Here is a 24,810-nt window from a genome sequence, read left to right as displayed (position 1 = left end):
CGCCCCCGTCGGGGGGCGCAAATGCATTACGGAGCCAAAGCGATGGAACGCGATCAAGCCCTCAAATTCATGCACGACCTGCTGCGCCTGATGGAGCAGAAGAAAGGCTCGGACCTGTTCATCACCGCCGGCTTCCCGCCCGCCGTCAAAATCGACGGGCGCATCGTGCCGCAATCGAATCAGGTGCTTTCGGCCCAGCACACCACCGAGTTGGTGCGCGCCATCATGAACGACAAGCAGGCCGCCGAGTTCGAAGCCACCAAGGAGTGCAACTTCGCCATCTCGCCGGGGGACATCGGTCGTTTTCGTGTGAATGCGTACGTTCAGCAAGGCCGTGTCGGCTGCGTGCTGCGGACCATCGCCCAGAAGATTCCCACCATGGACGAGCTCGGCCTGCCGACCGTGATCCGTGAAGTGGCCATGGCCAAGCGCGGCCTGGTGATCTTCGTCGGCGGCACGGGCACCGGCAAGACGACCTCGCTGGCCTCGATGGTTGATTACCGCAACGAACACAGTTACGGGCACATCATCACGGTCGAGGATCCGATCGAATACGTGCATCAACACAAGAACTGCATCATCACCCAGCGCGAAGTGGGCATCGACACCGACGACTGGGAAATTGCCCTCAAGAACACCCTGCGGCAGGCGCCCGACGTGATTCTGATGGGCGAGATTCGCGATCGCGAAACCATGGACCATGCCATCGCCTTCGCCGAGACCGGTCACCTGTGCCTGGCCACCCTGCACGCCAACAGCGCCAACCAGGCCATCGACCGGATCATCAACTTCTTCCCGGAAGAGCGCCGCCAGCAGCTACTCATGGACCTGTCGCTGAACCTGCGCGCCATGATTTCCCAGCGCCTTCTGCCGATCAAAGGCAAAAAGGGTCGCGTGCCTGCGGTTGAAATCATGCTCAACTCACCGCTCATTTCCGACCTGATCTTCAAGGGCGAGATTTCCGAGATCAAGGAAATCATGAAGCGCTCCAACGAGCTGGGCATGCAGACCTTCGATCAGGCGCTCTTCAAGCTTTACGAAGCGGAACAGATCACCTACGAAGACGCGCTGCGCAACGCCGACTCGGTGAACGATCTGCGCCTGCAGATCAAGCTCAACAGCAAGCTCGGCGCGCAGGACCCCAATACCGGCATCCAGCATCTCGATATCGTGTAGGGCAGCACATGCGGCGCACCTGTCTCCCCTGACGGGGTTTCGGCGTGCTGACGTTATGCCTCAGATGAAAAACGGCGCCTTGGGCGCCGTTTTTCATTCCTCGGCGTCTTTGCGTTTGCGCAGACTGCCGTCGATCATCTTGTATTCATACACCCGGCACTCCAAGGCCCCGTTGTACAGCGGCGTCCGTTTGGACGCCCTCAAGCCGATACGCTTGGGCAATTCAGCGTCTGCGCTGAGGAAATAACAGCGCCAACCGCTCCAGTTCGCCTTGAGCGCGTCTCCCAGTTGCGGATAAAACGCTTCAAGCTCCGAGGCTTCACCAATGCGCACGCCATAGGGCGGATTGGCGACCATGACCCCCGCGGCGGCCGGTGGCTTGCGATCAAGCAGCCCCACGTGCTCAAGGGTCACCTGCTCTGCCAGACCGGCGGCCTCCAGGTTGATCCGCGCGCGCTTGACCTGCACCGGCTCGCTATCGGAGCCATAGATCGGCAGCTTGGCCGCATGGCGCCTGCGCCCTTCCACCTCACGGCGGATGCGCCGCCACAGGCTGACGTCAGCGTGCTTGAAGTTCTCGAAGGCGAAGGCGCGCCCCAGGCCCGGCGCAATGTCCAACGCCATCTGTGCGGCTTCGATCAGGAAGGTGCCGCTGCCGCACATGGGGTCGAGCAGGACTTCGTCGGTCTGCCAGCCGGCCATGCGCAGAATGCCCGCGGCCAGGTTTTCCTTCAGCGGCGCCTCGACGGCGGCCTGTTTGAAACCGCGCTTGTAGAGCGGCTCGCCGGACGTATCGAGATACAGGGTGACCTGATCCTGACTCAGGAAGGTGTGGATGCGCACATCCGGATTGGCCGTATCGATACTCGGCCGACGCCCATGCACCATGCGATGGTGATCACACACCGCATCCTTGACCCGCAGGGTCACGAACTCGAGGCTCTTCAGGGGCGAACGGCGGGCTGTGACATACACCCGGATCGTCTGATCCGGCGTGAACCATTTGGCCCAGGTCACCCCGTAGGCGAGTCGGTAGATATCGTCTTCGCTGCGGTAACGCCCGAAGGCGACCTGCCACAGAATCCGCGTCGCAAGTCGGCTTTCCAGGTTGGCGCGATAGGCCAGCGCCCAGTCCCCCATGAAGGCGACCCCGCCGTTGATCTGCTTGAGGTTTTGCGCCCCCAGCGCACCGAGTTCATCCATGAGGGCCGGCTCGAGGCCGCGCGGACAGGGAGCAAAGAATCGTTCAGACATGCGTCGGATCTCAGAAAGGTTTCAGGACCACCAGGAACACCACCACGAACAACACCAGCACTGGCACCTCGTTGAAGAATCGGTACCAGGTGTGGCTGCGGGTGTTTTCACCGCGCTCGAAGCGACGAAGCAGCTGACCGCAGTAGAGATGGTAGAGAATCAGAAAGACGACCAGCGACGTTTTGGCGTGCAGCCAACCACCGGTAAAGCCATAGCCGAACCACAGCCAGAACCCCAGACCGACAGCAATGATGCCCAGTGGCGTCATGAAGCGATATAGCTTGTTCGCCATGAGCAGCAGCCGCTTGCGCTCATCCTCGGCCCCGTCAGCCACCATGGCCAGATTCACATAGATGCGCGGCAGGTAGAACAGACCGGCGAACCAGCTCGTGACGAAAATGATGTGAAGGGCTTTTGAAACCAGCATCGGCGATGGACTCCTGGGTCAGTGGGCGGACGGCGCAGCAGCGGCCAGACCCGCGTGAATGTCGGGGTAACGCAGTTCGACGCGTAATTCGCGCTTGAGGCGCTGATTGACCAGCCGCCGGGATTCCCGCATGAAGGACAGGGTCATCGCCGACACCTGTCGGGCAAGCACCTCTCGCGACACGCGTGGCGGCCGGGCCAGTCCGAAGTGATCGGCGACCGCATCGAAGTAGTCGCCCATTTTCATGTCGGAGTCGTCACTGGCATTGAACACGCGCCCATTTCCCCCGCGAAACAGGGCCAGACACATGAGGCGCGCCAGATCGTCGGCGTGAATGTGATTGGTGAAAACGTCTTCGTCGCGGGCCAGTGCTGGATCGCCTCGCTGAAGGCGCTCGAGAGGCAAACGATCTGCCGCGTAAATGCCGGGCGCCCGCAACACCACCGCCTCGAGCACGCCCCTTGCGGCAACTGCGCGGATCATCTGCTCTGCGTCCACACGACGCTGCGCGCGCGGTGACTGCGCACGAACCGGCCTCGTTTCGTCGACCACGGCACCGGCACAATCGCCATAGACGCCGGTCGTGCTGATGTAGACCAGTCGCCTGGGGCGGTGAGCACTACCGCTCAGTGCCGCCAGCAGCCGACGAGTACGCCAGTCATGGGCGCCATCGCCCGCAGGCGGTGCGGTGTGGATCACATAATCTGCGATGCCTGCCAGCCGGCGCAGCGAGGCAAAATCGTCCAGATCGGCCGCAATCGCCTTGACGCCGAGCTTGCGCAGCGCAACACGCTGGCCCTCATCGCGTATCATCGCAATGACGCGAAAACGTCGCACCAGCCAGGAAAGCGCTCGCTGGGCCACGTCACCGCATCCCACGATCAACACTGTGTTCATGCACGGATTATCTCACGCCGGATTTTGACATGTCTTTCAAACTCACCATCTTGCCGGGCGACCATGAAATCGAGGTCGCGGAAGATCAACCGCTTGTCGACGCCGCCATCGAATCGGGCCTGATGTTGCCCTACAGCTGCAGGGACGGCGTCTGCGGCGCCTGCAAGGGCAAGATACTCAGCGGCACGGTCGATTACGGCAGGCATGGCCCGGACACGCTCACCGACGCAGACAAGGCCGAAGGGCTCGCCCTGTTCTGCTGTGCGACTGCAAAATCGGACCTGGTGATCGAGGCACGCAACGTCTCGCGCGTCGATGACATCCCCATCAAGAAGCTGCCCTGCCGCGTCCAGAAGCTCGAAAAGGCGGCGCCGGACGTGATGATTCTCGAGGTCAAGCTCCCTGCCACCGAAAAGTTCGCCTTCCGCGCCGGCCAGTACATCGACTTCCTGCTGCCCGGCGACAAGCGCCGCAGTTTTTCGATCGGCAACGGCCCCGAGGTGCAGGACAGCGTCGAACTGCACATCCGCCATGTGCCGGGCGGTCACTTCACCGACAAGGTGTTCACGACCATGAAGGAGCGGGACATCCTGCGCTTCGAGGGGCCGCTGGGCAGTTTCTTCCTGCGTGAAGACTCGGACGCACCCATCGTGCTGCTCGCAGGCGGCACCGGTTTCGCGCCCATCAAGAGCATTGTCGAGCATGCCATTGCCAAGGGCATGACGCGCCCCATGACGCTCTACTGGGGCGCCCGTGACCGCGCCGGCCTCTATCTGTCGGCGCTTGCCGAGCAGTGGGAAAAAGATCACGAATGGTTCAAGTTTGTGCCCGTGCTGTCCGATATGACACCGGAGGACGAATGGAAGGGCCGCACCGGTCTGGTCCATCTGGCTGTCGTCGAAGATCTGCCCGATCTGTCCGGTCATCAAGTGTATGCCTGCGGTGCGCCGGCGATGATCGAAGCCTCGATGGCAGACTTCATGAGCCAGTGCCGGTTGCCGGAAGACCAGTATTTTGCGGATTCCTTTACGTTCTCGGCCGATTCCCAACCCTGACGTCTGAAAGAGCCCGAACATGCTGCTGACCCGCGAGCCTGTCGTGAATCGCAACCGCGCGATTACCGCCAACCGCCTGATCGCCCACGCTACTACCGTTGCCGACGTTGTCGCGGGCCTGCAGCAATTCGAGGAAGAATGGCCGCGTCAGCATCCGGTGTTTCTGAGCCTGGGCAAGCTGGTACCGACGCCCGATCTGCTCGAGTGGTCACTGCCGGACAATCTGATGGTCGAGATTCCGGCGCCGACGCTTGCGCATCCGAAAACCCAGGCCCTGCTGCCCCAGCTGCAGACCGCGGGCATCAGCATGTGCCTGTCCTGGTTCGCCCCTGAAGCGGTGCTGCCGGCAGATATCGACTGGCGCTTCGTGATCATGGATCAGCGCAAGCTGCCGCAACCATCGGGTAGCCCCAGCCTCAGCCTGGCCTGGGGTCTGAAAGACATCGAAGGCTTCGACGCCGCGATTGACAACGGCTACGACGGCGCCGCCGGCTGGTTCTTCCTGAAAAGCAACACGCCGTCCAAGGGCATGTCTCCGTCCCATGCCCAGATCGTCAGGCTGCTCAATCTCGTGCGCTCCAACGCCGACATTGCCGACATCGAAGCCGTGCTCAAGCAGGACGTGGCCCTCTCCTACAAACTGCTGCGCCACATCAACTCGGCCGGTTTTGGCCTTCGCTGTGAAATCCAGTCGTTCCGGCACGCCGTGACCATCCTGGGCTACAACAACCTGAACAAGTGGCTGACCGTGCTGCTGGTGACCGCCAGCAAGGACCCGTCCGCCCCTGCACTGATGCAGGCATCGATCGCCCGCGGGCGCATGATGGAACACATCGGCGCCCCCTTCTTCGAGAAGGCCGATCATGACAACCTGTTCATCACCGGTGCGTTCTCCTTGCTGCCCTCACTGCTCGGCACCTCACTGGGTGACCTGCTCGGAGAAATGAGTCTGCCCGAATCCATCACCGACGCGCTGATCAACGAAGAAGGCGCCTATGCCCCCTTCCTCAAGCTGGCCCGCGCAGCCGAACGTTTCGACGCCTCGACCCTTCAGCAGCTGGCTGATGACCTGACCATCGATCCGCAAAAGGTCAACGCCGCCCTGCTCTCGGGCCTGCAGTTCGCTGACAGTTTGCAGGCCTAATTTGTCACAACTGGCGGCACACCACCTGACTTAAGTCGTACAAAACGCCACAATCCTCACGACGGGAACCGAGTCGCGCCATTAGAATTCACGCTGTCCCGAAATCCCGACAGTGTCCGCGCCTCCGTGAGTTTCAACCTCAGCCTGCCGTTCCCGCTGCATCTGCCGCCGCCCTCCGCGGCTCAGGCCGTTGCCTTGCTCGACGTCCTGAACGACGGCGATGTCACGGCAGATGCCGTCATCGAGACGGCCCTGGTCACGCCATCGCTGATCGTCGCGCTGCTGTGGATGACACCGCTGAAAGCCGGTGAAGACACCCTGCGCACTGCCATGACACAACGGCTGTCGACCGCGGGTGCGCCCCTGATCAGGGCATGGGTCCTTCAGGCCGGTGGCCATCTGAGCGACAACGATTTCGCATCGGCAAACGCCGCGCGCAGTCTCCACCTGTCCAGCCTGACCACGGCACTGGCCAGCGCATCCGGCATGTACGAGCACATGGCAGCGCAACTGGCCGGCCTCTGGATGGGTGCGGGGGAACTCAGTCTGGCTGCGTCCATACCCAACTATGTACAGATGCTTGAGGGCAGCGATTCAATCGATGCGCGCTTCGACATGGAGCAGGAACATCTGGGCACTGACCATCTCCAGGTCGCCTCGCGCCTTGCGGACGCCTGCGGCCTGGGTGTCGACATCCAGGACGCACTGTTGATGAGCCGACTGAATCCAGCACGACTCGAAGGGGCCCACCCGCTCTCCCGGCTGCTGCATACGGCGACGCAACTGACCCGAACACCCGCTGACATTGATGCCATCGCCCGCTTTTCAGGTATTGCCGCAGCCACACTCTCCGACCTGCGGGAGCGATATTCAAGCAGCGTCTCGACGGACCTGATCCATTCGGCGCACAGCGTGTATCCGATGGTGCCGTCGGCCTGGCGCACCACGGTACTGGCTTCGCTGACTGCAGACATCTTCGGTTCATTGGCCGATCACATCGACAACAGCCTGACGCGGGCATTCCGCTTGCTGTTCTGCGCACCCGCGCCTCTGCTGCTCAAGGAAGAAAGCGGACGTCTCATTCCGTTTGCCACCGGCACCGACCCCGGCGCCCAGACCCTGGCCCGTCGCCTGCGCGAGCTCGAACTGAATGTTGACGACGCTAGCAGCGTCGTGTCGCTGGCCGTTCGCAGTCAGGCGATCACCACCCAGTATGTGGGTCGCGATGCCCCCAGCCGGAACACCAAGGACTGGCATGTTGCGCGCTGGCTGGGCCACCGCAGCCTCACCTGCCTGCCCTTCGATATTGGCGGCCAACGGGGCGTCGGCGTTGTCGGTGAGCGTGATGACCCGGCCGGCATCACCGCCGAGCAACGCCTGATGGCGCAACTGGTCCAGCAGGCTGCCCGCAGCCACTTCCGGGACGCCTTGTATCGCCATCAGGTCGACGCCCACGGGGAACAGATCCGCGAAGACATCATGGCCCATGTTCGGCGCATCAAGCATGAAGCTTCTGGCCCACTGACCGTCCTGCAGGCGCAGTTGAGCCTGCTGGCCGAGCAAGATGACGACAGCGACAGCCCGGTGTCCTTGCACGAAATCAGCCATGAAGTGGCCCGGGTCAATGAGTTGCTTTCCGAACTCGTGACGCCACCCACTACGGTGGCTTCAAGCACAGAGGCCTCGATCAATGCCGAGGTCGGTCGCTTGCGGGAACTGTATGGCCACGCGTTGTTCGAGCAACGCGGTCGGCACCTCGACGTTCGCCTGCCCCCCAGCCTGCCGCCGGTTGCGATCACACCCAAGGCACTGACGCAGGTGCTCCTCAACCTGGTGCGCAACGCTGCCGAAGCGCTCCCGGAATCAGGCACCCTGTCGATTCGATCCTCCGGCGTTGCCATTACCGGCGGACGCCCCTGTGTGGAAATCCTGCTCAAGGACGACGGCCCTGGCCTGCCCCTGGAACGCCAGAAAGCCCTCTTCGAGGCAGCCCCGAGTACCAAGGGGGAGGACCATCAAGGCATCGGCCTGTCGATCGTCAAACAACTCCTGGACGAGCATGGCGCATATATCTTTTGTCGTACGATCAAAAACCAGGGAACGAGCTTCCAAATCTACATACCTGTGGTAGATTGCTGAAACTCAAAGTTTTTTACAAAGTCGCAGCACCGACGAAAGAAACGACAGGAGCACCATGGTCATTCCTGGCGAGGCGCCGTTCATCAGCGCGAGTTCGGATGGGTTTTCCCCGACCGATTCCGCCTGTCGCATCCTCCTCGTGGATGACGATGTCGCGCTGCGCACGACGCTGCCTCACGTTCTGGCCCAGCCGGGCCGGAGTTTTGACCAGTGCGGGAATGTGCAAGAGGCCATCGCGCGTCTCGAATCTCAGCACTACGAACTGATTCTCCTCGATTACCGTCTGCCTGACGGCACCGGCCTTGACGTCCTCGACTGGCTCGCTGGTGCCAAGCGCGATGAAGCCGTGGTCATGATCAGCGGCGAGGATGCCATCGACGCCGCCATCGGCGCCTTGCGCCGCGGCGCTGACGACTTCGTCCGCAAGCCCTACCACGTCGCTCAACTCCAGCGTGCTGTTCAGAATGCCTTGCACAAGGCCTTGCTGGAACGGGCCAACCTTGCCATGAGCCAGCGCCTCAAAGGCTCGGAACGGCTGCATCGTTACCTGGTCGAGAGTTCGCCCGACTTCATCTTCACGCTCAACACCGGCGGCCAGTTCACCTATGTGAACCCCCGTGTCGAGACCATGCTGGGCTACCCGCGCCAGTACCTCATCGGCAAGTCCCTGGCCCAGCTGACGGTCCACGAAGACATCGGCCGTGTGGACACGATGATGCATGAGGCCATCAACGGGTCGCGCAGCAACCAGTCGGTGGAATTGCGCCTGCGCCGGCGCGACCCGGGGTCGGGCAAGCCCGGCAGCTCGGCCATTCCGGTGGCGCTCAACGTGGTGCCCATTCAGGGGCGCAACCCCAACGGCCCGGGCGAAGTGCCCGTCGGCATCTACGGGGTGGCGCGTGACATTTCCGATCGCAAGCGCGCAGAAGAAATCATCACCTTTCAGGCCTATCACGATCAGCTCACGCATCTGCCCAACCGGATTCTGTTCAAGGATCGACTCGAGCTGGCGATTGCCCAGGCTCAACGCCGGGGCGGCCTGCTTGCCGTGATGTTCATCGATGTGGACCGGTTCAAGCTGGTCAATGACACCAGTGGCCACTCGGAAGGCGATCGACTACTCCGCGCCATCGCGCAGCGTATTCGCGACACCCTGCGCAAAGGCGACACCCTTGCCCGACTCGGCGGCGACGAGTTCACGGTGCTGTTGCCCGATATCGCCCATGAACACGATGCCGAGATCATTGCCCGCAAGATTCACGCTGCACTTGAAGCCCCATTCGAACTCAAGCATGGCAGCTTTCGGACCACGGTCAGTATCGGCATTTCCGTCTTTCCGCGTGACGGCGAAGTGGCCGAAATGCTCACCCAGCATGCCGATATCGCCATGTACCAGATCAAGCGGGGCGGCAAGAACGGTTACTGTTTCTTCCAGCCCGATCTGAATCAGCATCATCAGGAACGCATCACGCTTGAGCATGAACTGCGCGGCGCGCTCGAACGCAATGAATTCGCCCTGCTGTATCAACCCCAGGTCAGCCTCTCGCAACGCCGCGTGGTCGGCATGGAAGCCCTGCTGCGCTGGCAGCATCCAAAGCTCGGGCTGGTTACGCCGGATACCTTCATTCAGGTGGCCGAAGAGATCGGACTCATCGGCGAGATCAGCCGCTGGGTCGTCGATACCGCCACCGCACAACTGGCGCAGTGGCGAAAAGCCGGTTTCGACAAACTCCGCCTGTCGGTGAATCTGTCGTCACACGATTTTGATCGTGATGAAACCATTGCACGGGTCCAGAACCGGATCGAAGAGCACCGTCTGTCAAACGACTGCTTCGATGTCGAGATCACCGAAAGCGTCATGATGCGCGACACCGATGAAGTGGTCGCCCGCGTGCAGCGCCTGCGCGAATGCGGTGTCGGAATTTCGATCGATGATTTCGGGACCGGCTATTCCGCCCTGGCCTACCTGCAGAAATTTCCGGTCAGCAGCCTCAAGATCGACCGCAGCTTCGTGAGCGATCTGGACGGTCCGGCCGCCACGCCCATCATCTCCGCCATCACGGGCATTGCGCGCGGCTTCTCGCTGCATCTGGTGGTCGAGGGCGTTGAGCACGCTGAACAGGCAGAACGTCTGCGTCGCCTCGGCTGCGATGTCATGCAGGGTCACTATTTCTCTGCCGCGATCAGCGCCCATGAGGCTGAGCGCTGGCTCCGGGAACCCGCCGCCCTGATCCATTGAGCGCGTCAGCGGGTCACGTCGTCGTCACACGAGACAGTTAAGCTCGCAGGCAATTGTCACCCACAGGGGAGCGAGCAATGGCCTACCGACTCGTCCACCAGCACCGTTCAGCGACCGAGCGCATCGCGCTGGCCGAGCATGTCGATCTGACAGCACTCAAGCAGTTCGGTTACGACTCGGCGCGTGCGCTGGGCGATGAACACGCCTTGTGGTCTCCCAGCCTGCAACCGGGTGTGCTCTACGAGTTACATTGCCGCAGCGGCCATGCCTTGCTGATCGAAAAACCGCTCGCCCATTAAGTCTTTTCATGCATGAAAAAAGCCAGCCCGAAGGCTGGCTTTTCTTTTCGCCAGGTCCGAATTACTTCTGGGCCAGAACCCACTCGACCAGCGTCTTGGCCTCTTCGGCCGACACTTGCGGGTTAGGCGGCATCGGGACCGGACCCCAGGTGCCCTTACCACCTTTCATGACCTTCTCGGTCAGCATGGCAACAGCGCCTTCCTGACCCGCATACTTGGCCGCCACGTCTTTGTAGGAAGGGCCGACCAGTTTCTTGTCGACGGCGTGACAGGCCAGGCAGTTCTTGGACTTGGCCAGTTCGGCGCCATCAGCCATGGCGTGGCCAGCCATGAGCAGGCCAGCAGCAGCGGTCGCGACAACGAGTGCTTTCATGTGAGTCTTTCCTTTTTACAGTGAGGAATGAGTATTAGTCGATTCTAATGCGAAGCCGTGGCTACGTGAATCAAAACCAAGCTGCATGCCCTCAATGTCTGACGCATTGTTGGGCAACGCTCTCGTTAACGCCCGACGGGCGCTAGGGGTTGACACGCATTCTGCCAGTGGCGCGCCGTGAAGGCCAAGCCCGGATCGCATCGACATGTTGCGTGCACACCACATGCACTGGACGAGATAAAAAAACGGGCGCCGAGTGGCGCCCTTGATGTGCGACGAGGAGGGAAATCAGGCACCAAGCATGATCGCGCCGGTCGTTGCAATGGCGACACCCGTGGCTCGCTTGGCGACGCGGCCCAGCGAGCTGCGCGGCATCCACTGCCCCAGCGCAAAGCCGGCAGCATGCAACGCGGCGGTTGCCGCGACGAAACCAGCCATATAGGTCACCAGCGAGCCGGCGCCCATTTCGGCAAAGTGAGCAGAACCGTGGAACAGACCGAAAAAGGCCACCATCGGCAGAGCAAGCGCTGTGGGGGCCCGAAGGGCGACTGCCAGGGCGAGACCGAACACAAGCAGTGAAGCGGCAATGCCGGCTTCCTGCAGCGGCATGAAGACACCGCCGGCACCCGCGAGCGCACCGACGATCATGGCCAGCACGAATGCCCCCGGCACCGCAACGCGCGAGGCGCCCTGCATGCGGGTGGCGAACAGGCCCACAGCGACCATGGCCAGCAGGTGATCGAGGCCACTGAAGGGGTGAGCAAAACCGGTGGCGAACCCGGCCCCGTGGTGGCCGCTATGCGCCATTGCAGCGCCCGAGCCGGCCAGCAGCGCGAGGGCGACGATAAGACGGGAATGAACCATGTTGAGCCTCCTGAATTTTGTGCGGTATGAAACGAGTTTTTCGTGATTACGTATCAAGATGCGTGCCAAGGCAAAAACCCAGTCCAGACAGGCGTTTAGCCTCTTCACTCAACCACGGTGTGTCAATTGCGCTTCCACTTGCCGCACGCAGATGGATGCGCTTCGACCACCCGGTCGAACGTGGATTCCGACTCGCGCGCTTCACCGCGTCCTACACGCTTTGCAGCTGTCTCCTACAGGTCGACGCATGGCAAACACATAAAGTTGAAGCGTCACCGGCAGCAACCGGCTCAACCAACACAACACCAAGCGGAGGTTAGCATGCTCAAGTGGGCTCTGATTTTCTTCATTGTCTCGATTCTGGCCGGCCTGTTCGGCTTTACCGGCATCGCCGCCGGCGCCGCATCCATCGCCAAAATCCTGTTCTTTATTGCCGTCGCCCTGTTTGTCCTTTTCCTGGTCCTCGGCCTGACGGTCTTCAAATCGGTCACCTGAGCGTGACCGATTCAAGTCATACGCACGAATCAAGATCAAGCATTGAACCCATTCAAGGAGATACAAATGAAGTTCACCAAACGCAATATCGCCATCGCCACGCTGTCGGCTACCACCATCTTGCTGGCGGCCTGCTCTAACGATGACAACATGACGGCTGGCGAACAGCTCGACAAGACCATCGCCGAAACCAAGCAGGAAATGCAGGAAGCCAAGGTCGATGCCAAACAGGCCGCGAACGAAGCTGAAATGAAGGCCAGCGAGGCAGCCGACGAGGCCGGCGACAAGGTTGCGGCCACCACACAGGACGTCAAGGAAGGCGCGAAGGAGCTATGGTCGGACACCAAGGCTGCAGCGAACAACGCGGGTGAAGCTGTCTCTGAGTCGCTGGCTGACGCCGGTCAGGCCGTGGAAGACACCGCCATTACCACCAAAGTCAAAGCCCGGATCATCGACTCCGAAGTGCTCGATGGCATGGACATCGACGTCACCACGAAAGAAGGTGTGGTCATGCTCGAAGGCGTTGTGACCACCACCGAGATGCGTGAGCTGGCCGGCAAGCTGGCTATGGGCGTCGAGGGCGTCAAGTCGGTCAAGAACGAGATCGTGCTCAAGAGCTGAGCACACTTGATCCAGAGAAAAAGCACCCTGCGGGGTGCTTTTTTTTGGCGAGCTGCTCAGGTATCGAGTGGCATGGTGAGCACGAACACCGCACCGCCTCGCGGGTCGGTTCTGGCCTGGAGACGTCCTCCGTGGTGCTCGACGATGCCATAACTGATGGACAAGCCGAGCCCGGTGCCCTGTCCGACCGGCTTGGTGGTGAAAAATGGATCGAACACGTGCGGCAGATTCCCCGGCGCAATGCCCGATCCGTTGTCATGAAAGCGCAGTTCGATCAGGTCTTCTTCATCGCTTTGCTGTCGGACACCGGTGATTTCCAGCCGGGGTGTTTCGACCTCGCGGGTCGCATCGAAGGCGTTCTGGACCAGATTCATGAGCACCTGCTGCATCTGCCCGGGCGAGCCCACCACGGGCAACGGCCCCGGCAGATCGATGACCACATCAAAGGACTTGCGCGCGGCCTGACACACCCAGCGCACCGAGCGCTCAAGAACCTCGGTGAGATCGAAATGCTGTTGCTCGTCCCGATCGACCGCAGAGAAACGTTTCAGTCCATCGACGATCTGGCGGGTCCGTTCGGCCCCCTCGATGGTGCCATCGATCAGCGGATTGAGATCATCGAGAATCCGGTCGATGCGCAGACGCTGGCGCAGTTCGGCTAGATGATCCACCGCCCCGCCCTCGTGCACGGCCCCCAGATACTCCTCAAGACGGCCGGCATACCGGCGCAACGCATGCACATTGCCGAGAATGAAGCTGATCGGGTTGTTCAGTTCATGGGCCACACCCGCCACCAGACGCCCCAGTGAGGCCATCTTTTCCGAATGCAGCAGTTGCTGTTGGGTGAGCTTGAGGTCTTCATGCGCCTGACGCAGCTGATGGTAGGCCTTCTGCAATTCGCCGATCGGCCGTCCGGTCACCACCAGACCGAGGGATTTGCCCACCACACTGAAGCGGGGGCGGCAGTTGAACGACACCGGCACCAACTGGCCATCGTTCCCTCGCAGCGGCAACTCCCGGTCACGGACCTCTCCATCGCTCAAGGGGCTGAACAGCTTGCGCGCCTCGTCACGGGCCTCTTCGGTGCCGAACAGATCGAAAATCGAGGTGCCGCGCAGATCTTCGGTCCGCCGCCCGGTGATCTGTTCGAAGGCCGGGTTGACGTCTTCGATGCTGCCATCTCGGCCAATCACCACGAGGATGTCGGACATCGCCGTGAGCACCGAGAAGATGAACTGCTGGCTCTCTTCGAGCTTGGCGTTCTTCTCTTCCAGGGCCACTTCGTACTGCAACAGGTCGGAATAGACCTCGTCCATCTTGTGGATGACTTCCATCCACATGTCCTCACCCACGCCGACCAGTTCGCCGGGGTGTCCGGTGTGACCGATGTCCTCGGCCCGGTTGCCGGTGTCACTCATGTTTTGCCGCCCTCAGTGCACGGTGCACACCATGCAGGGATCAAAAGACCGTATCACATGCTGAACGCGTACGGGCATCTCGCGCCCGGTCTCGACGGGCGTGCCCACCAGCGCCTGTTCGAGCGCGCCCGGCACGCCTTGGGCATCCCGCGGGGAGAAGTTCCAGGTGGTCGGCGCAATGATCTGATAGTTGTGGATGCGTCCGCGCCGGATCACCAGCCAGTGGCCCAGCGACCCGCGAGCGGCCTCCACCATGCCGACGCCCTCGCCGTCCGAGGGCAGGCTCACTGACGCGTGAAAAGGCGCCCCCGGCTCCAGGGCGCGCGTCCACTGTTCCATCATGGGCACGATGCGGGCGATCTCGAGCAAGCGGCCGATCACCCGGCTCATGACGTTGCCCCCCGCGCGCGCCACCATGTCGCGCGCCAGCGGATGACCCGACACCACCTGGCGGGACAGGGCACCGCACTGGACCACCTGCCCCTGCCAGCGTGGCGCCTTGCACCAGCTGTAGGCATCGGCTTTATCCAGATCCGGCAAGGTACTGCCCTTGAGCGGATGCGCAGCGCCCCCCCCTGCCATCCACGCATGGGAGAGGTCTTCGACAATGTCGCTGGACACCATCGGTTCTAGCCGCTGGGCTGCCGCGTGCCACACCCCGCGCGCAAGGGCCGGCGTGCCCTCGACAGGATAATTGCCGAAACTCATGTAGCGCGGCACCTCCGGCGCCTGTCCCAGTGTATGCAAGTCGAGCGCATCGCACAGCTGTACGAAACGCCCCAGGTCGGCACCGCGTGGCCCGTCGCCGGTTGCCCACGACATCAAGTCGTCGATCGACTCCAGCGCACAGACCGCCTCCAGCCGATCACCAAACAGGTGGCGCTCCAGCCACTGGCGGAATTCGCGAATCATCGACAGCAGCCGGATACGCTCGTTCGCGCTGACGGCCCGGGCCGAGCCGCCGGCCTGAATGGTCAGGGTGTGCGGCCATTTGCCCGCCAGCAGGCCCATGATCTGCAAGAAGCGGGCGCGTGCGGGCAAGGCTTCAGCCGTCGCGCTGCCCTTGATCGCCCTGAAGCGGGCGGCCACCGGGTCGAACCAGGGGGTCCCCGCATACGCTTCGCGCGCAAAGTCGGGCATGAAAAAGAGATAGAAGTGGGTGAAGTGATCGGCCAGGTTTTCCGTTGCCAGCATCAGGTTGATGGCGCGCTCGCCATTGACGGGCACCTGTGCCCCTGCCGCATTCGTCAGGGCGGCCGCGGCGGCCACCGATTGCGACACGGAGCAGATCCCGCAGATGCGCGGCACCATCACCAGCGCATCATGCGGCGCCTTGCCCTGCAGAATCTGCTCGAATCCACGATACATGGGCGAATTCACCCAGGCGGCACTGACCTGACCGTCAGCGGCCTCAAGGCTGACCTCGAGATCGCCTTCGACCCGGTTGAAGGGGCCCAGAACGGTTCGACTCATCGGCGCTCGCCCCTCACTTCAGACCCGTCTTTCGATTGGCCGGCGCGATCACCGTGTGGTCGGACGTGGCGTTGACCCGCACCCGCTTGGGCGTGGCCGACTTGGACAGCGCGGCCAGCGCCACGAACCACGCCTTGGGCATGTCGGTGGGCAAGCCGATGGGGATACCGCTGACCTTGGGGGTTTCGGCGAAGGGGTGGCCCGGTTCCTCGAAGCCGGGCTCGGTGCAGCTGATGCAGGGATAACCGCCCGAAGTGCACGACCCGTTGCCATTCCACGGACGCAGGTTGCAATCGGCGTGGGCCTGGGTGCCCTTGCAGCCCATGTGCTCCATCATGCACCCCATGTCCGACGGCTTCTCGGCGCTGGCCTTGAACTCGTAGAACTCGTTGCGGGAACACCCGTGGTGCACCAGATGATCGGCATAGAAACGGGGGCGCCCCACTTCATCGAGCGCCTCGGCGCCCATTTCGCCCATCGACAGGGCCATCAGACTCTCGATGACCCAGTCCGGATGCGTTGGACAGCCTGCCACGTTGATGACCGGCAGGCCCGATCCACTGCGGAAATCCGCACCGAGCAGCCCCCCGGGCGTTGCGCCTTCATATTGCAGGCCGCAGGCATCGGTCGGGTTCAGGCCGCCGGACGTGACCCCGCCGAATGCCGCGCAGGTGCCAACCGCCATGGTGTGACGCGCCCGCGCTGCAAGCTTCGAGACCCACTCGATCATGGGGGTGCCGGTCCCGGCGAGCATGTGGAAACGCCCCGTGCCGTTCGGACCACGCAAGAGGGAGCCTTCGACACACAGCACGTCGAGAGGCAACTCGCCAGAGACGCAGCGATCAAGCACCGAGACCGCTTCGCTACCGCTTTCTTCGGAGAGACTGGGATGCCAGAGGAAATGGATATCGGCGTCCGCGAGCATGCCCAGGAGGTCGGGCGTTTCCGCGCACAACATCGACATGGTGCAGCCGCCACAGCCACCGGATTGGAGCCAGAGCACATTCATGATTGCTATTGAATCACAGACGTCCTCGAACGTCGCCCCGGACGCGTGCCGCACCGCAGCATTCGAAGCCTGCCCGAACCGACCGGTCAGCCTCCACGCGATGCCCATTCATCCCGGTCGCTGCGTCTCGAACGGGATCAGCGTCCCCCGGCCAAGGGATTGAGATGACGCATTTATTTCATGTCTCAAATCTGAAACAATCACGCCTTCGTTCGGGCATCGAGGGAATTGCCGCGTGGAACTCAAGCACATCAGCAAGATAGAAGAAGCCACCAAGCCGTCAAGCGGCGAGCTGTTCCGCTTCGGCATGGGGATGTTGTTCATCATTGGCGTGATGCTCTTCGCCTCTGCCCGCGGCATCGATGGCCACTTCAATGCCATGCTGGTGGCCGCGGCCGTGGTCGGCGGCTACATGGCCCTGAACATCGGGGCCAATGATGTGGCCAACAACGTCGGGCCCGCCGTGGGCTCCAAGGCCATGACGCTGGGGCTGGCGCTGGTCATCGCTGCGGTGTTCGAGGCGGCCGGTGCGCTCATTGCCGGCGGCGAAGTGGTTGGCACCATCCGCAAGGGCATCATCGACGCTTCCATGCTGCCTCGCGGCGAAACCTTCATCTGGCTGATGCTGGCCGCCCTGCTTGCCGGCGCCATCTGGCTCAACATCGCCACGGCAGTGGGCGCGCCGGTGTCGACCACGCACTCCATCGTCGGCGCCGTCCTCGGTGCCGGCATCGCAGCGAGCGGCTTCGGCGTGGCCAACTGGGGCAAGGTGGGCCAGATTGCCGCCAGCTGGGTGATCTCGCCGGTCATGGGCGGCCTGATTGCGGCCGGGTTTCTCTACCTGATCAAGCATCGCATCACCTACACCTCGGACATGCGCAAGGCCGCACTCAAGTGGGTGCCGCTGCTCATCGCCATCATGGCGTGGACCTCGGCCACCTACCTGATGCTCAAGGGGCTCAAGGCCATCTGGAAAGTGGGTTTCGGCGAGGCGGTGGTGTATGGCCTGATCGTTTCGGTGCTGATCTACCTGATCGTGAAGCCACTGATCGCCCGTCAGGCAAACAAGCTGCCCAATGACAAGAACGGGGTGAAGCAACTGTTCACCGTGCCGCTGATCTTCGCCGCGGCCCTGCTCTCCTTCGCCCATGGTTCCAACGACGTGGCCAACGCGGTCGGCCCGCTGGCGGCCATTGTCGACGCACTCGGCTCACTCGACGGCGAGTTCCACGCCAAAGCGACCATCCCCGTGTGGGTCATGATGATCGGCGCCATCGGCATCTCATTCGGCCTGGCCCTGTACGGCCCCAAAGTGATCAAGACGGTCGGGTCCGAAATCACCGAACTCGACCAGACGCGCGCCTACTGCATCGCCATGGCCGCCACCATCACGGTCATCATTGCCAGCCAGCTGGGCCTGCCGGTCAGTTCCACCCACATCGCCGTGGGCGGTGTGTTCGGGGTCGGCTTCCTGCGCGAATGGATCAAGCGCAAATACGCGCGCATCGAGGACGAAATCAAGGCCCATCACCCGGAGGGCGACCAGCAGGCGATCGACGCATTCATGGAGCGCTTCAACAAGGCACCGGTGGCCGAAAAGGGCACCATGCTCAACGAGCTCAAGGCGCAGGCCAAGGCGCAGCTTGACCCGGCACACTTCTCCAAGCAGGAACGCAAGGCGCTCAAGCAGGTGTATCGCTACGAACTGGTCAAACGCTCGCAGCTCATGCGTATTGCTGCGGCCTGGGTGATCACCGTGCCTGCCTCGGCGCTGATGGCAGCATTGCTGTTCTACATGATTCGCGGCATGATGCTGCCCTGACAAAAATGACGGCGTAATCGACCTGCGTCGCACGCGCCGGGCAGCAGCAACAGCAGGCGCCAGTCAATGACTGGCGCTTTTGTTTTTCAGGGGAACCGACCTTCATGTTTGATACCGCAGTGATCTTTCTCGTGCTCACGGCGCTCATGGCGTACGTGAACATCCGCTTCATCAAGCTACCCACCACCATCGGCGTCATGGCGATCGCCATGGGGCTGTCACTGGTCCTGTTCGGGCTCAACCACCTCGGTGTCAGCACCCTGCTCGAATACGAGGTCTCACTGCTCGAATCGGTGAATTTCTCTGAAGTGCTCATGCAGGGCATGCTCTCCTTGCTGCTCTTCGCCGGCGCGCTGCATGTGGATCTGTCCGAGCTCAAGACGCTCAAGTGGCAGATCGGCGCGCTGGCCGTGGTCGGCACGCTGGTCTCCACCTTCATTGTCGGCTATGCGGTGTACTTCATCCTGCCGCTGGCCGGGGTGGATATCCCGCTGATCTACTGCCTGCTGTTCGGCGCGCTCATCTCCCCCACCGACCCGATTGCCGTCATGGGTATCGTCAAGAAGGCCGGCGCACCCAAACAGATGGAACTGATGATCGCCGGCGAATCCCTGTTCAACGACGGCGTGGGCGTGGTGGTCTTCACCATCCTGCTCGCCGCCGCAACCAGCGGTCAGGCGCCCGATGCGAGCCATGTGGGTCTGCTGGTTGCCGAGGAAGTGGGTGGCGGCGTCCTCTTCGGTCTGCTGCTCGGCTTCGTCACCTACCAGTTGCTCAAGAGCATCGACAGCTACCAGGAAGAAGTGCTCATCACGCTGGCGGCCGTGCTCGGCGGTTATGCCCTGGCCACCCACCTGCACTTCTCCGGCCCGCTGGCCATGGTAGTGGCCGGCCTGATCGTGGGCAACCATGGCCGCGAGCGCGCCATGAGCCAGACCACGCGCCAGTACCTGGACATGTTCTGGGACCTGATCGATGCCATGCTCAACGCCGTCCTGTTCGTGCTCATCGGCCTCGAGATCGTGGTCATCGACTACGCACCGGGCCTGGCGACCTCGATTGCGCTGGTCATTCTGATCACCCTGTTTGCCCGTCTGGTGGCCGTCGGCGCACCGGTCGCCATGTTCAACCGGGTCTTCCGCCTGCCCGAGGGCTCGTGGAAGGTGCTGACCTGGGGTGGCCTGCGCGGGGGTATTTCAGTGGCACTGGCGCTTTCGATCCCGACCGGCACGGAACGCGACATCGTGCTCGCCCTGACCTACGCAGTGGTGGTCTGCTCGATCTTCGTTCAGGGGCTCAGTGTCGGCGCGGTAGTGCGCCGCGCTGTCCATTCGAGATCCGCCTGAGCCCCCTCGGGGGCACGTCAGGGGGCGGTGGCCGCACTCGAGAAGGCCGATAGCGCCTTGGCCATCGCCGGCACCACGGCGCAGTCAGCCGCGCCGTGGCGCGCCGCGATCCACACCGGGTCGTTGTAGCCGAGCCACGTCTGGCCCGCGTCGTCCTGCCAGACCATGGCCTTGAGCGGCAGATCGATACCGGCGGACTGGGCGCATTGCATCAGGGGCGTGCCGCCCTTGGGATTGCCGAAAATGATCAGTTCGGTCGGGCGCAGGCTCTGACCGACGCTGGCCGCGCCCGCCGCATGATCGATGCGCGCAAACACCTTCATGCCTTTCGATGCCACCACCGAGGCAAAGCGGTCCATGGTGGCCTGGGGTGAATGCGGGCTCTGAACGGTGATCAGCCCGTCCGTGGCGTGAACGGCGGTCGCGGTGGCTGCAAGGGCGCATGCGGCAAGCGTGGAACGGATCATGTCGATCTCCTCTGGATGGGTGACAGGAGTTGGACCGGCATGCCGGTCGCATCCTTACATCCATCAGACCGCGCCGATCAGTCCCGTTCCAACCCGTAGCGTGACAGCTTGTTTCTGAGGCCCACGCGGGACAGCCCGAGTTCCTTGGCCGCACGGGTCTTGTTCCAGCGATGGCGGATGAGGCTCTCCTTGACGATGCGCGCCTCCAGGGCCTCGAGACGGCTCTTGAGATCGCCATCCAGACCGGCCAGCAGTGACAGCTCCTGTTCGTCCTCGGCTTCGCCGGCACGCAACACGCGCGGCGACAGATCGGCCGCGCGCAAGGGCCCGCCGTCGGCCAGCGCCACCATGCGCAGCACTTCGTTGCGCAGTTCGCGCACGTTGCCCGGCCAGCGGTAGGCCGTCATGCAAGCCTGGATTTCACGATCCAGTTCCTGCGGCTCAGCGCCGATGGTGGTAAAGATCTCGTCCGCAAAGGCCTGGGCAATCAAGGAGATGTCCATGGTGCGCTCACGCAGCGGCGGCACGGTCACGGTGATGGCGGCAATCCGGTAATACAGATCCTCGCGGAAACGCCCTTCGCGCACCTCAACTTCGAGATCCCGGTTGGTGGCCGCAATCACCCGTGAATCGACCGGGATGGGGCGCGGCGCGCCGATCGGGCGTACCTCGCCCTCTTGCAGTACCCGCAGCAGCTTGACCTGGAAGGCCGCCGAGGTTTCGCCGATCTCATCGAGAAAGATCAAACCCCCATCGGCCTGCTTGAACAGGCCCACCCGGTCTTCATAGGCGCCGGTAAAGGCACCGCGCTTGTAGCCGAAGAGCTCAGATTCGAGCAGCTGGTCGGGCACGGCGCCGCAGTTTTCGGTCACGAACGGTTCCGCGTTGCGTGAGCTGGCCAGATGCAGGCCGCGGGCGAGCAACTCTTTGCCGGTGCCCGATTCTCCGGTGAGCAACACCGGCACGTCGACCCGGGCGACTTTCTCCAGGAGTTCGCAGACCGCATTCATGGGCGAATCGGCCGCGCGCAGGATGGCGTCGGTGGCGAAGTTGCGCCGCACCGCCTCGCGCTTTTCCGCCACCCGCTGACGCAACACCGGCTCGGCCACTTTCAGGTCCACCGACATGCGCTGGTTGTCGGCCTGCAAGCGATACAACTCGGCCGCGCCACGCAGGGTCAGCAGCAATTGCTCGGGCTGCCAGGGCTTGAGCAGGTACTGATAGATGCCGGCTTCGTTGATGCCGGCGATGATGTCTTCGGACTCGGTGTAGCCGGAGATGATGATGCGGATGGCGTCGGGCCAGCGCTCACGCACTTCGGTCAGGAACTGCACGCCGGAGGTGCCGGGCATGCGCTGATCACACAGCACGATGCGAATCCACTCGCGTTCGAGAATGGCCTTGGCGTCCTCGGCGGATGAGGCGGTGAACACCACGAAATCTTCTTCGAGCGTCCGCTGCAAGGCTTCCAGGGAACGGATCTCGTCATCGATGACGAGGACGGCGGGCATTTCGGCGACCATCAGCACGTCTCCGCCGTATCGGGCGTCTGCCAGCCAATCTCGCGGTGAATGGCCAGATGTCGCGGCGTCCACGATTGCGGTGTCTTGGCCACGAAGTGGTAGCGCGCCACGTGATAACTCGGGTCGAACCCGAAGAAATTGCGGTGCATGTGCTGCAGCTCCTCCTGTCGGTAGGCGGTCAGGGGCTTGATTGCCTCGTCGCGTTCGCGCGCCGCCTTTTTATCGTTCAGATGCTCAGCATAGCCGGGATCGGACGCCATGGCGGTGGCGCGCTTCGAAACTTCCCTCTCGAAAGTGGAAAGATCGTTTCCAAAGCAAGCGTCGATCAGCCCTTGGGATACGGCATCCTGCGCACGCAGTGGCAAGCGGTCTTCCATGATGCCGCGCGCCCGCGCCGCGCCCACCCGCTTGGGCAACAGGTAGGTCCAGTACTCGGAGCCGAACAGGTTGCCCATGTTCTTGTAGTGCGGATTGAGCACCACGCCTTCACGCGCCCACACGGCATCGGCCGCCAGCGCGAGAAAACATCCGCCGGCGCCCGCGTTGCCGCGCAGGGTCGCGACCGTGAGTTTGTCGGTCATCTGCAGGATCGCAAGGCACACATCATCCATGGCCTGAATGTTGTCCCACGACACGTCGGCCGCCGAGCCAGCGGCTTCGATCAGATTCAGGTGAATGCCGTTGGACCAGAAATCCCGCCCGCCTTCGAGCACGAGGACACGGGTTGGCCGCTCACCCGCCTGGCGAATCGCCGCTTCGAGTCGTCGGCACTGCTCCGGGCCCATGGCGCCGTTGTAGAAATCGAAGCTCAGATAGCCGACCTGGCCGTCGTCGCGCTCCCGGTAGTCGATCTCGTCGACGCCCTCGACCTCGGGCACGTCAGCCGCCTCGTCGGCGAAGGCCAGCGCCGCGGGCAGCTTGTAGGGATCGTCGCTGCCGCCGCGTTTGACGTGACCAATCCATACGGCCCCATCCACGGTGGCACGCAGCAAGGCGCCGCCACAACGGCCAATGACCTCGCCCGGCCGGCCCTGGCCATGGCCGGCACGCGTATCGAAAAGATGGCAGGGCCCCCCGAACAGGGCATCCGCCACGCCGGGGAAGCCGTCGGCTGCGCGAATCTTGCGCAACACGGTGCGCGTATCGTCCTGTGCCCAATCGATACGGCGGTCGGCCTGGCGCATCAGCGCACGCCACTCGCCGCGCGCATTCGGCCATTGCGCAGGCGGAACCGGCTGCCAGGCGCCACGGCGCCAGTCATCGACATGACCCAGCGCTTCACGCACGGCCGCCAGCGCGCCCGCCGTGACCTCGTTGCGATACAGGCTGGCCTTGGTGGCCTCGCGCATGGGGAACTCCCGCGTCGCCCATACCGGCCCGGCATCCATCTCGGCCTCGGCCTGAAGCACGGTCACGCTCCACTCGGACTCGTCGTTCATGATCGCCCAGTCGAGCGCCGACGGCCCTCGGTCACCCACCACGCCCGGGTGCACAATCAGCGTGAGATGCCGACGCCACACCGATTCAGGCACGGCACGTTTGAGAAAGGGCGCAACGATCACGTCGGGGGCGAACAGGGCAACCGCCTCTTCGGTGACCGAGTCGGCGATATCGAACTCCACCGACACGAGATGCCCGTCGGCGCGCAGTTCGGCAAAGAGGCGTTGGGTCAGGCTGTTGAAGGTATGCGTCAGCAGCAGGATCCGCATCAGCAGATCCTCGGCAACTGCTCGCCGGAGAGCCAGTCGACCATGCGCTTGCCGCCAAAACCGGTCTTGATCTGAACAAAGCCATTGCTGTCTTCGATCACGTCGCCGATCCTGGCCGCCTCGGCACCCAGGGGATGCGCACGCATGGCTGCGAGCGCGGCATCGGCATCTTCGGCCGGCACCACGGCAATCACCTTGCCCTCGTTGGCCACATAGAGCGGATCGAGACCCAGCAACTCGCACGCGGCATCGACCTGCTCGCGCACGGGAATGGCCTTCTCGTCGAGCACCATGCCGGCGCCAGACTGCTGAGCGATTTCGTTGAGCGTAGTGGCCAGGCCACCGCGGGTCGGGTCGCGCAGCACACGCACGGTCGGCACCGCTTCGAGCAACTGGGCGATTAGGCCATGCAGGGCCGCGGTATCGGAGACGATTTCGGAATCGAAGGACAAGGACTCGCGCTGCGCCATGATGGCCATGCCGTGGTCGCCAATGGACCCGGACAGCAGAATTGCATCGCCCGGGCGTGCATTGCGGCCAGAGAGGTCGATCCCGGCCGGCAAGGCCCCCACGCCGGTGGTGGAGATGAACACCCCATCGCCCTTGCCCGCCTCGACCACCTTGGTGTCGCCGGTCACGATCGGCACTCCGGCATCGCGCGCGGCCTTGCCCATGGATTCGACGATGCGCGCCAGATCGGCGAGCGGATAGCCCTCTTCGAGAATGAAGCTGGCCGACAGATACAGGGGGCGGGCGCCCATCACAGCCACATCGTTGACCGTGCCGTGCACCGACAGGCAGCCGATGTCGCCGCCGGGGAAGAACAGCGGCGAAACCACATGGGCGTCGGTGGCCATGACCAGACGCTCGCCGGGCGCGAGCGCCGGCAGAACGGCGCCGTCGTCACCGGCGTCGAGCGCGGGATTGGAAAAATGTCTGGCAAACAGCTCGCGAATCAGTTGCGCGGAGACACGACCACCCGCGCCATGGGAGAGATCGACGCGACCGCGTTTGATGTCGAGGGGACGTACGTAGTTTTCCTTCATTGTCTTTTTTATGG

At 62.9% G+C, this 24,810-nt stretch carries 22 protein-coding genes; 10 read left to right on the top strand and 12 right to left on the bottom strand.

The window, feature by feature from the left end; genetic code table 11:
• Positions 1-42: 42 nt before the first annotated feature.
• The gene (locus tag J0W34_RS05050; protein WP_227815891.1) at positions 43-1,176 is read left to right on the top strand and encodes a PilT/PilU family type 4a pilus ATPase; all 1,134 of its coding nucleotides are present in this window, start codon (positions 43-45) and stop codon (positions 1,174-1,176) included.
• 93 nt (positions 1,177-1,269) lie between these two features.
• Here J0W34_RS05050 and J0W34_RS05045 read toward each other — a convergent pair whose 3' ends face one another.
• Genes J0W34_RS05045 through J0W34_RS05035 form a run of 3 tightly spaced genes read right to left on the bottom strand, consistent with a single transcriptional unit; the run spans position 1,270 to position 3,754 of the window.
• Entirely contained in the window at positions 1,270-2,430 is a 1,161-nt protein-coding gene (locus J0W34_RS05045; RefSeq protein WP_227815890.1) for a THUMP domain-containing class I SAM-dependent RNA methyltransferase, read from the bottom strand.
• A 10-nt stretch (positions 2,431-2,440) separates the two neighbouring features.
• Entirely contained in the window at positions 2,441-2,857 is a 417-nt protein-coding gene (locus J0W34_RS05040) for a CopD family protein (RefSeq protein WP_227815889.1), read from the bottom strand.
• 18 nt (positions 2,858-2,875) lie between these two features.
• A complete protein-coding gene (locus J0W34_RS05035) occupies positions 2,876-3,754 on the bottom strand; it encodes an SDR family oxidoreductase (RefSeq protein ID WP_230970941.1) in 879 nt (292 codons plus the stop codon).
• A 29-nt stretch (positions 3,755-3,783) separates the two neighbouring features.
• Here J0W34_RS05035 and J0W34_RS05030 point away from each other — a divergent pair, with 29 nt between their 5' ends.
• From J0W34_RS05030 to J0W34_RS05010, 5 genes are all read left to right on the top strand, one after another.
• Entirely contained in the window at positions 3,784-4,809 is a 1,026-nt protein-coding gene (locus tag J0W34_RS05030; RefSeq protein ID WP_230970940.1) for a CDP-6-deoxy-delta-3,4-glucoseen reductase, read from the top strand.
• Positions 4,810-4,828: 19 nt separating this feature from the next.
• The gene (locus J0W34_RS05025; RefSeq protein ID WP_230970939.1) at positions 4,829-5,953 is read left to right on the top strand and encodes an EAL and HDOD domain-containing protein; all 1,125 of its coding nucleotides are present in this window, start codon (positions 4,829-4,831) and stop codon (positions 5,951-5,953) included.
• A gap of 126 nt (positions 5,954-6,079) precedes the next feature.
• Complete coding sequence (locus J0W34_RS05020) at positions 6,080-8,092, top strand: ATP-binding protein (protein ID WP_230970938.1); 2,013 nt, start codon at positions 6,080-6,082, stop codon at positions 8,090-8,092.
• A gap of 55 nt (positions 8,093-8,147) precedes the next feature.
• A complete protein-coding gene (locus tag J0W34_RS05015; protein WP_227815884.1) occupies positions 8,148-10,331 on the top strand; it encodes an EAL domain-containing response regulator in 2,184 nt (727 codons plus the stop codon).
• 77 nt (positions 10,332-10,408) lie between these two features.
• Complete coding sequence (locus tag J0W34_RS05010; RefSeq protein ID WP_227815883.1) at positions 10,409-10,630, top strand: hypothetical protein; 222 nt, start codon at positions 10,409-10,411, stop codon at positions 10,628-10,630.
• 61 nt (positions 10,631-10,691) lie between these two features.
• On the opposite strand, the gene J0W34_RS05005 is transcribed toward J0W34_RS05010, so the two are convergent.
• Together J0W34_RS05005 and J0W34_RS05000 are read right to left on the bottom strand one after the other, a co-directional pair.
• Positions 10,692-11,003, bottom strand: a complete 312-nt coding sequence (locus J0W34_RS05005; RefSeq protein ID WP_227815882.1) for a c-type cytochrome — start codon at positions 11,001-11,003, stop codon at positions 10,692-10,694.
• Between the two features lie 288 nt (positions 11,004-11,291).
• The gene (locus J0W34_RS05000) at positions 11,292-11,867 is read right to left on the bottom strand and encodes a HupE/UreJ family protein (RefSeq protein ID WP_230970937.1); all 576 of its coding nucleotides are present in this window, start codon (positions 11,865-11,867) and stop codon (positions 11,292-11,294) included.
• 321 nt (positions 11,868-12,188) lie between these two features.
• On the opposite strand from J0W34_RS05000, the gene J0W34_RS04995 reads away from it, so the two are divergent.
• On the top strand, positions 12,189-12,362 hold the full coding sequence (locus J0W34_RS04995) for a DUF1328 domain-containing protein (RefSeq protein WP_227815880.1): 174 nt from the start codon (positions 12,189-12,191) through the stop codon (positions 12,360-12,362).
• Positions 12,363-12,428: 66 nt separating this feature from the next.
• The gene (locus tag J0W34_RS04990) at positions 12,429-12,983 is read left to right on the top strand and encodes a BON domain-containing protein (protein WP_227815879.1); all 555 of its coding nucleotides are present in this window, start codon (positions 12,429-12,431) and stop codon (positions 12,981-12,983) included.
• Positions 12,984-13,039: 56 nt separating this feature from the next.
• Here J0W34_RS04990 and J0W34_RS04985 read toward each other — a convergent pair whose 3' ends face one another.
• The 3 genes from J0W34_RS04985 to J0W34_RS04975 are packed head-to-tail and all read right to left on the bottom strand — an operon-like array spanning position 13,040 to position 16,883.
• On the bottom strand, positions 13,040-14,401 hold the full coding sequence (locus J0W34_RS04985; protein ID WP_230970936.1) for a sensor histidine kinase: 1,362 nt from the start codon (positions 14,399-14,401) through the stop codon (positions 13,040-13,042).
• 12 nt (positions 14,402-14,413) lie between these two features.
• Entirely contained in the window at positions 14,414-15,874 is a 1,461-nt protein-coding gene (locus J0W34_RS04980) for a nickel-dependent hydrogenase large subunit (RefSeq protein ID WP_230970935.1), read from the bottom strand.
• Positions 15,875-15,887: 13 nt separating this feature from the next.
• A complete protein-coding gene (locus J0W34_RS04975; RefSeq protein ID WP_230970934.1) occupies positions 15,888-16,883 on the bottom strand; it encodes an NADH-quinone oxidoreductase subunit B family protein in 996 nt (331 codons plus the stop codon).
• A gap of 235 nt (positions 16,884-17,118) precedes the next feature.
• Between J0W34_RS04975 and J0W34_RS04970 the strand changes: the two genes are divergently transcribed.
• Both J0W34_RS04970 and J0W34_RS04965 read left to right on the top strand, forming a co-directional pair.
• On the top strand, positions 17,119-18,705 hold the full coding sequence (locus J0W34_RS04970; protein WP_230970933.1) for an inorganic phosphate transporter: 1,587 nt from the start codon (positions 17,119-17,121) through the stop codon (positions 18,703-18,705).
• A gap of 104 nt (positions 18,706-18,809) precedes the next feature.
• Positions 18,810-20,051, top strand: a complete 1,242-nt coding sequence (locus tag J0W34_RS04965) for a cation:proton antiporter (RefSeq protein WP_230970932.1) — start codon at positions 18,810-18,812, stop codon at positions 20,049-20,051.
• 17 nt (positions 20,052-20,068) lie between these two features.
• Here the strand turns inward: J0W34_RS04965 and J0W34_RS04960 are convergent, their stop codons facing one another.
• From J0W34_RS04960 to hypE, 4 genes are all read right to left on the bottom strand, one after another.
• A complete protein-coding gene (locus tag J0W34_RS04960) occupies positions 20,069-20,518 on the bottom strand; it encodes a DUF302 domain-containing protein (protein ID WP_230970931.1) in 450 nt (149 codons plus the stop codon).
• A gap of 77 nt (positions 20,519-20,595) precedes the next feature.
• Positions 20,596-22,041, bottom strand: coding sequence for a sigma-54-dependent transcriptional regulator (locus J0W34_RS04955; protein ID WP_227815872.1), 1,446 nt, complete (start codon positions 22,039-22,041; stop codon positions 20,596-20,598).
• Positions 22,041-23,750, bottom strand: a complete 1,710-nt coding sequence (locus J0W34_RS04950; RefSeq protein WP_230970930.1) for a hydrogenase maturation protein — start codon at positions 23,748-23,750, stop codon at positions 22,041-22,043. Before J0W34_RS04950 ends, J0W34_RS04955 begins: the two co-directional genes overlap by 1 nt.
• Positions 23,750-24,796 (bottom strand): hydrogenase expression/formation protein HypE, encoded by a 1,047-nt coding sequence (gene hypE / locus J0W34_RS04945; RefSeq protein WP_331001534.1) that lies wholly within the window; start codon positions 24,794-24,796, stop codon positions 23,750-23,752. The genes J0W34_RS04950 and hypE overlap by 1 nt, the downstream gene beginning before the upstream one ends.
• Positions 24,797-24,810: the final 14 nt, after the last annotated feature.

Source organism: Nitrogeniibacter aestuarii (genome assembly GCF_017309585.1).
GTDB classification, from domain to species: Bacteria; Pseudomonadota; Gammaproteobacteria; order Burkholderiales; family Rhodocyclaceae; genus Nitrogeniibacter; species Nitrogeniibacter aestuarii.
Note: the sequence above shows the minus strand (reverse complement) of the source record. Positions and strands in the feature narration are given on the sequence as shown.

Bases quoted from the DNA above. Each gene is read 5' to 3' on its own strand.
- J0W34_RS05050 (WP_227815891.1), top strand. From the start codon at position 43: ATGGAACGCGATCAAGCCCTCAAATTCATGCACGACCTGCTGCGCCTG.
- J0W34_RS05045 (WP_227815890.1), bottom strand. From the start codon at position 2,430: ATGTCTGAACGATTCTTTGCTCCCTGTCCGCGCGGCCTCGAGCCGGCC.
- J0W34_RS05040 (WP_227815889.1), bottom strand. From the start codon at position 2,857: ATGCTGGTTTCAAAAGCCCTTCACATCATTTTCGTCACGAGCTGGTTC.
- J0W34_RS05035 (WP_230970941.1), bottom strand. From the start codon at position 3,754: ATGAACACAGTGTTGATCGTGGGATGCGGTGACGTGGCCCAGCGAGCG.
- J0W34_RS05030 (WP_230970940.1), top strand. From the start codon at position 3,784: ATGTCTTTCAAACTCACCATCTTGCCGGGCGACCATGAAATCGAGGTC.
- J0W34_RS05025 (WP_230970939.1), top strand. From the start codon at position 4,829: ATGCTGCTGACCCGCGAGCCTGTCGTGAATCGCAACCGCGCGATTACC.
- J0W34_RS05015 (WP_227815884.1), top strand. From the start codon at position 8,148: ATGGTCATTCCTGGCGAGGCGCCGTTCATCAGCGCGAGTTCGGATGGG.
- J0W34_RS05010 (WP_227815883.1), top strand. From the start codon at position 10,409: ATGGCCTACCGACTCGTCCACCAGCACCGTTCAGCGACCGAGCGCATC.
- J0W34_RS05005 (WP_227815882.1), bottom strand. From the start codon at position 11,003: ATGAAAGCACTCGTTGTCGCGACCGCTGCTGCTGGCCTGCTCATGGCT.
- J0W34_RS05000 (WP_230970937.1), bottom strand. From the start codon at position 11,867: ATGGTTCATTCCCGTCTTATCGTCGCCCTCGCGCTGCTGGCCGGCTCG.
- J0W34_RS04995 (WP_227815880.1), top strand. From the start codon at position 12,189: ATGCTCAAGTGGGCTCTGATTTTCTTCATTGTCTCGATTCTGGCCGGC.
- J0W34_RS04990 (WP_227815879.1), top strand. From the start codon at position 12,429: ATGAAGTTCACCAAACGCAATATCGCCATCGCCACGCTGTCGGCTACC.
- J0W34_RS04985 (WP_230970936.1), bottom strand. From the start codon at position 14,401: ATGAGTGACACCGGCAACCGGGCCGAGGACATCGGTCACACCGGACAC.
- J0W34_RS04980 (WP_230970935.1), bottom strand. From the start codon at position 15,874: ATGAGTCGAACCGTTCTGGGCCCCTTCAACCGGGTCGAAGGCGATCTC.
- J0W34_RS04975 (WP_230970934.1), bottom strand. From the start codon at position 16,883: ATGAATGTGCTCTGGCTCCAATCCGGTGGCTGTGGCGGCTGCACCATG.
- J0W34_RS04965 (WP_230970932.1), top strand. From the start codon at position 18,810: ATGTTTGATACCGCAGTGATCTTTCTCGTGCTCACGGCGCTCATGGCG.
- J0W34_RS04960 (WP_230970931.1), bottom strand. From the start codon at position 20,518: ATGATCCGTTCCACGCTTGCCGCATGCGCCCTTGCAGCCACCGCGACC.
- J0W34_RS04955 (WP_227815872.1), bottom strand. From the start codon at position 22,041: ATGGTCGCCGAAATGCCCGCCGTCCTCGTCATCGATGACGAGATCCGT.
- J0W34_RS04950 (WP_230970930.1), bottom strand. From the start codon at position 23,750: ATGCGGATCCTGCTGCTGACGCATACCTTCAACAGCCTGACCCAACGC.
- hypE (WP_331001534.1), bottom strand. From the start codon at position 24,796: ATGAAGGAAAACTACGTACGTCCCCTCGACATCAAACGCGGTCGCGTC.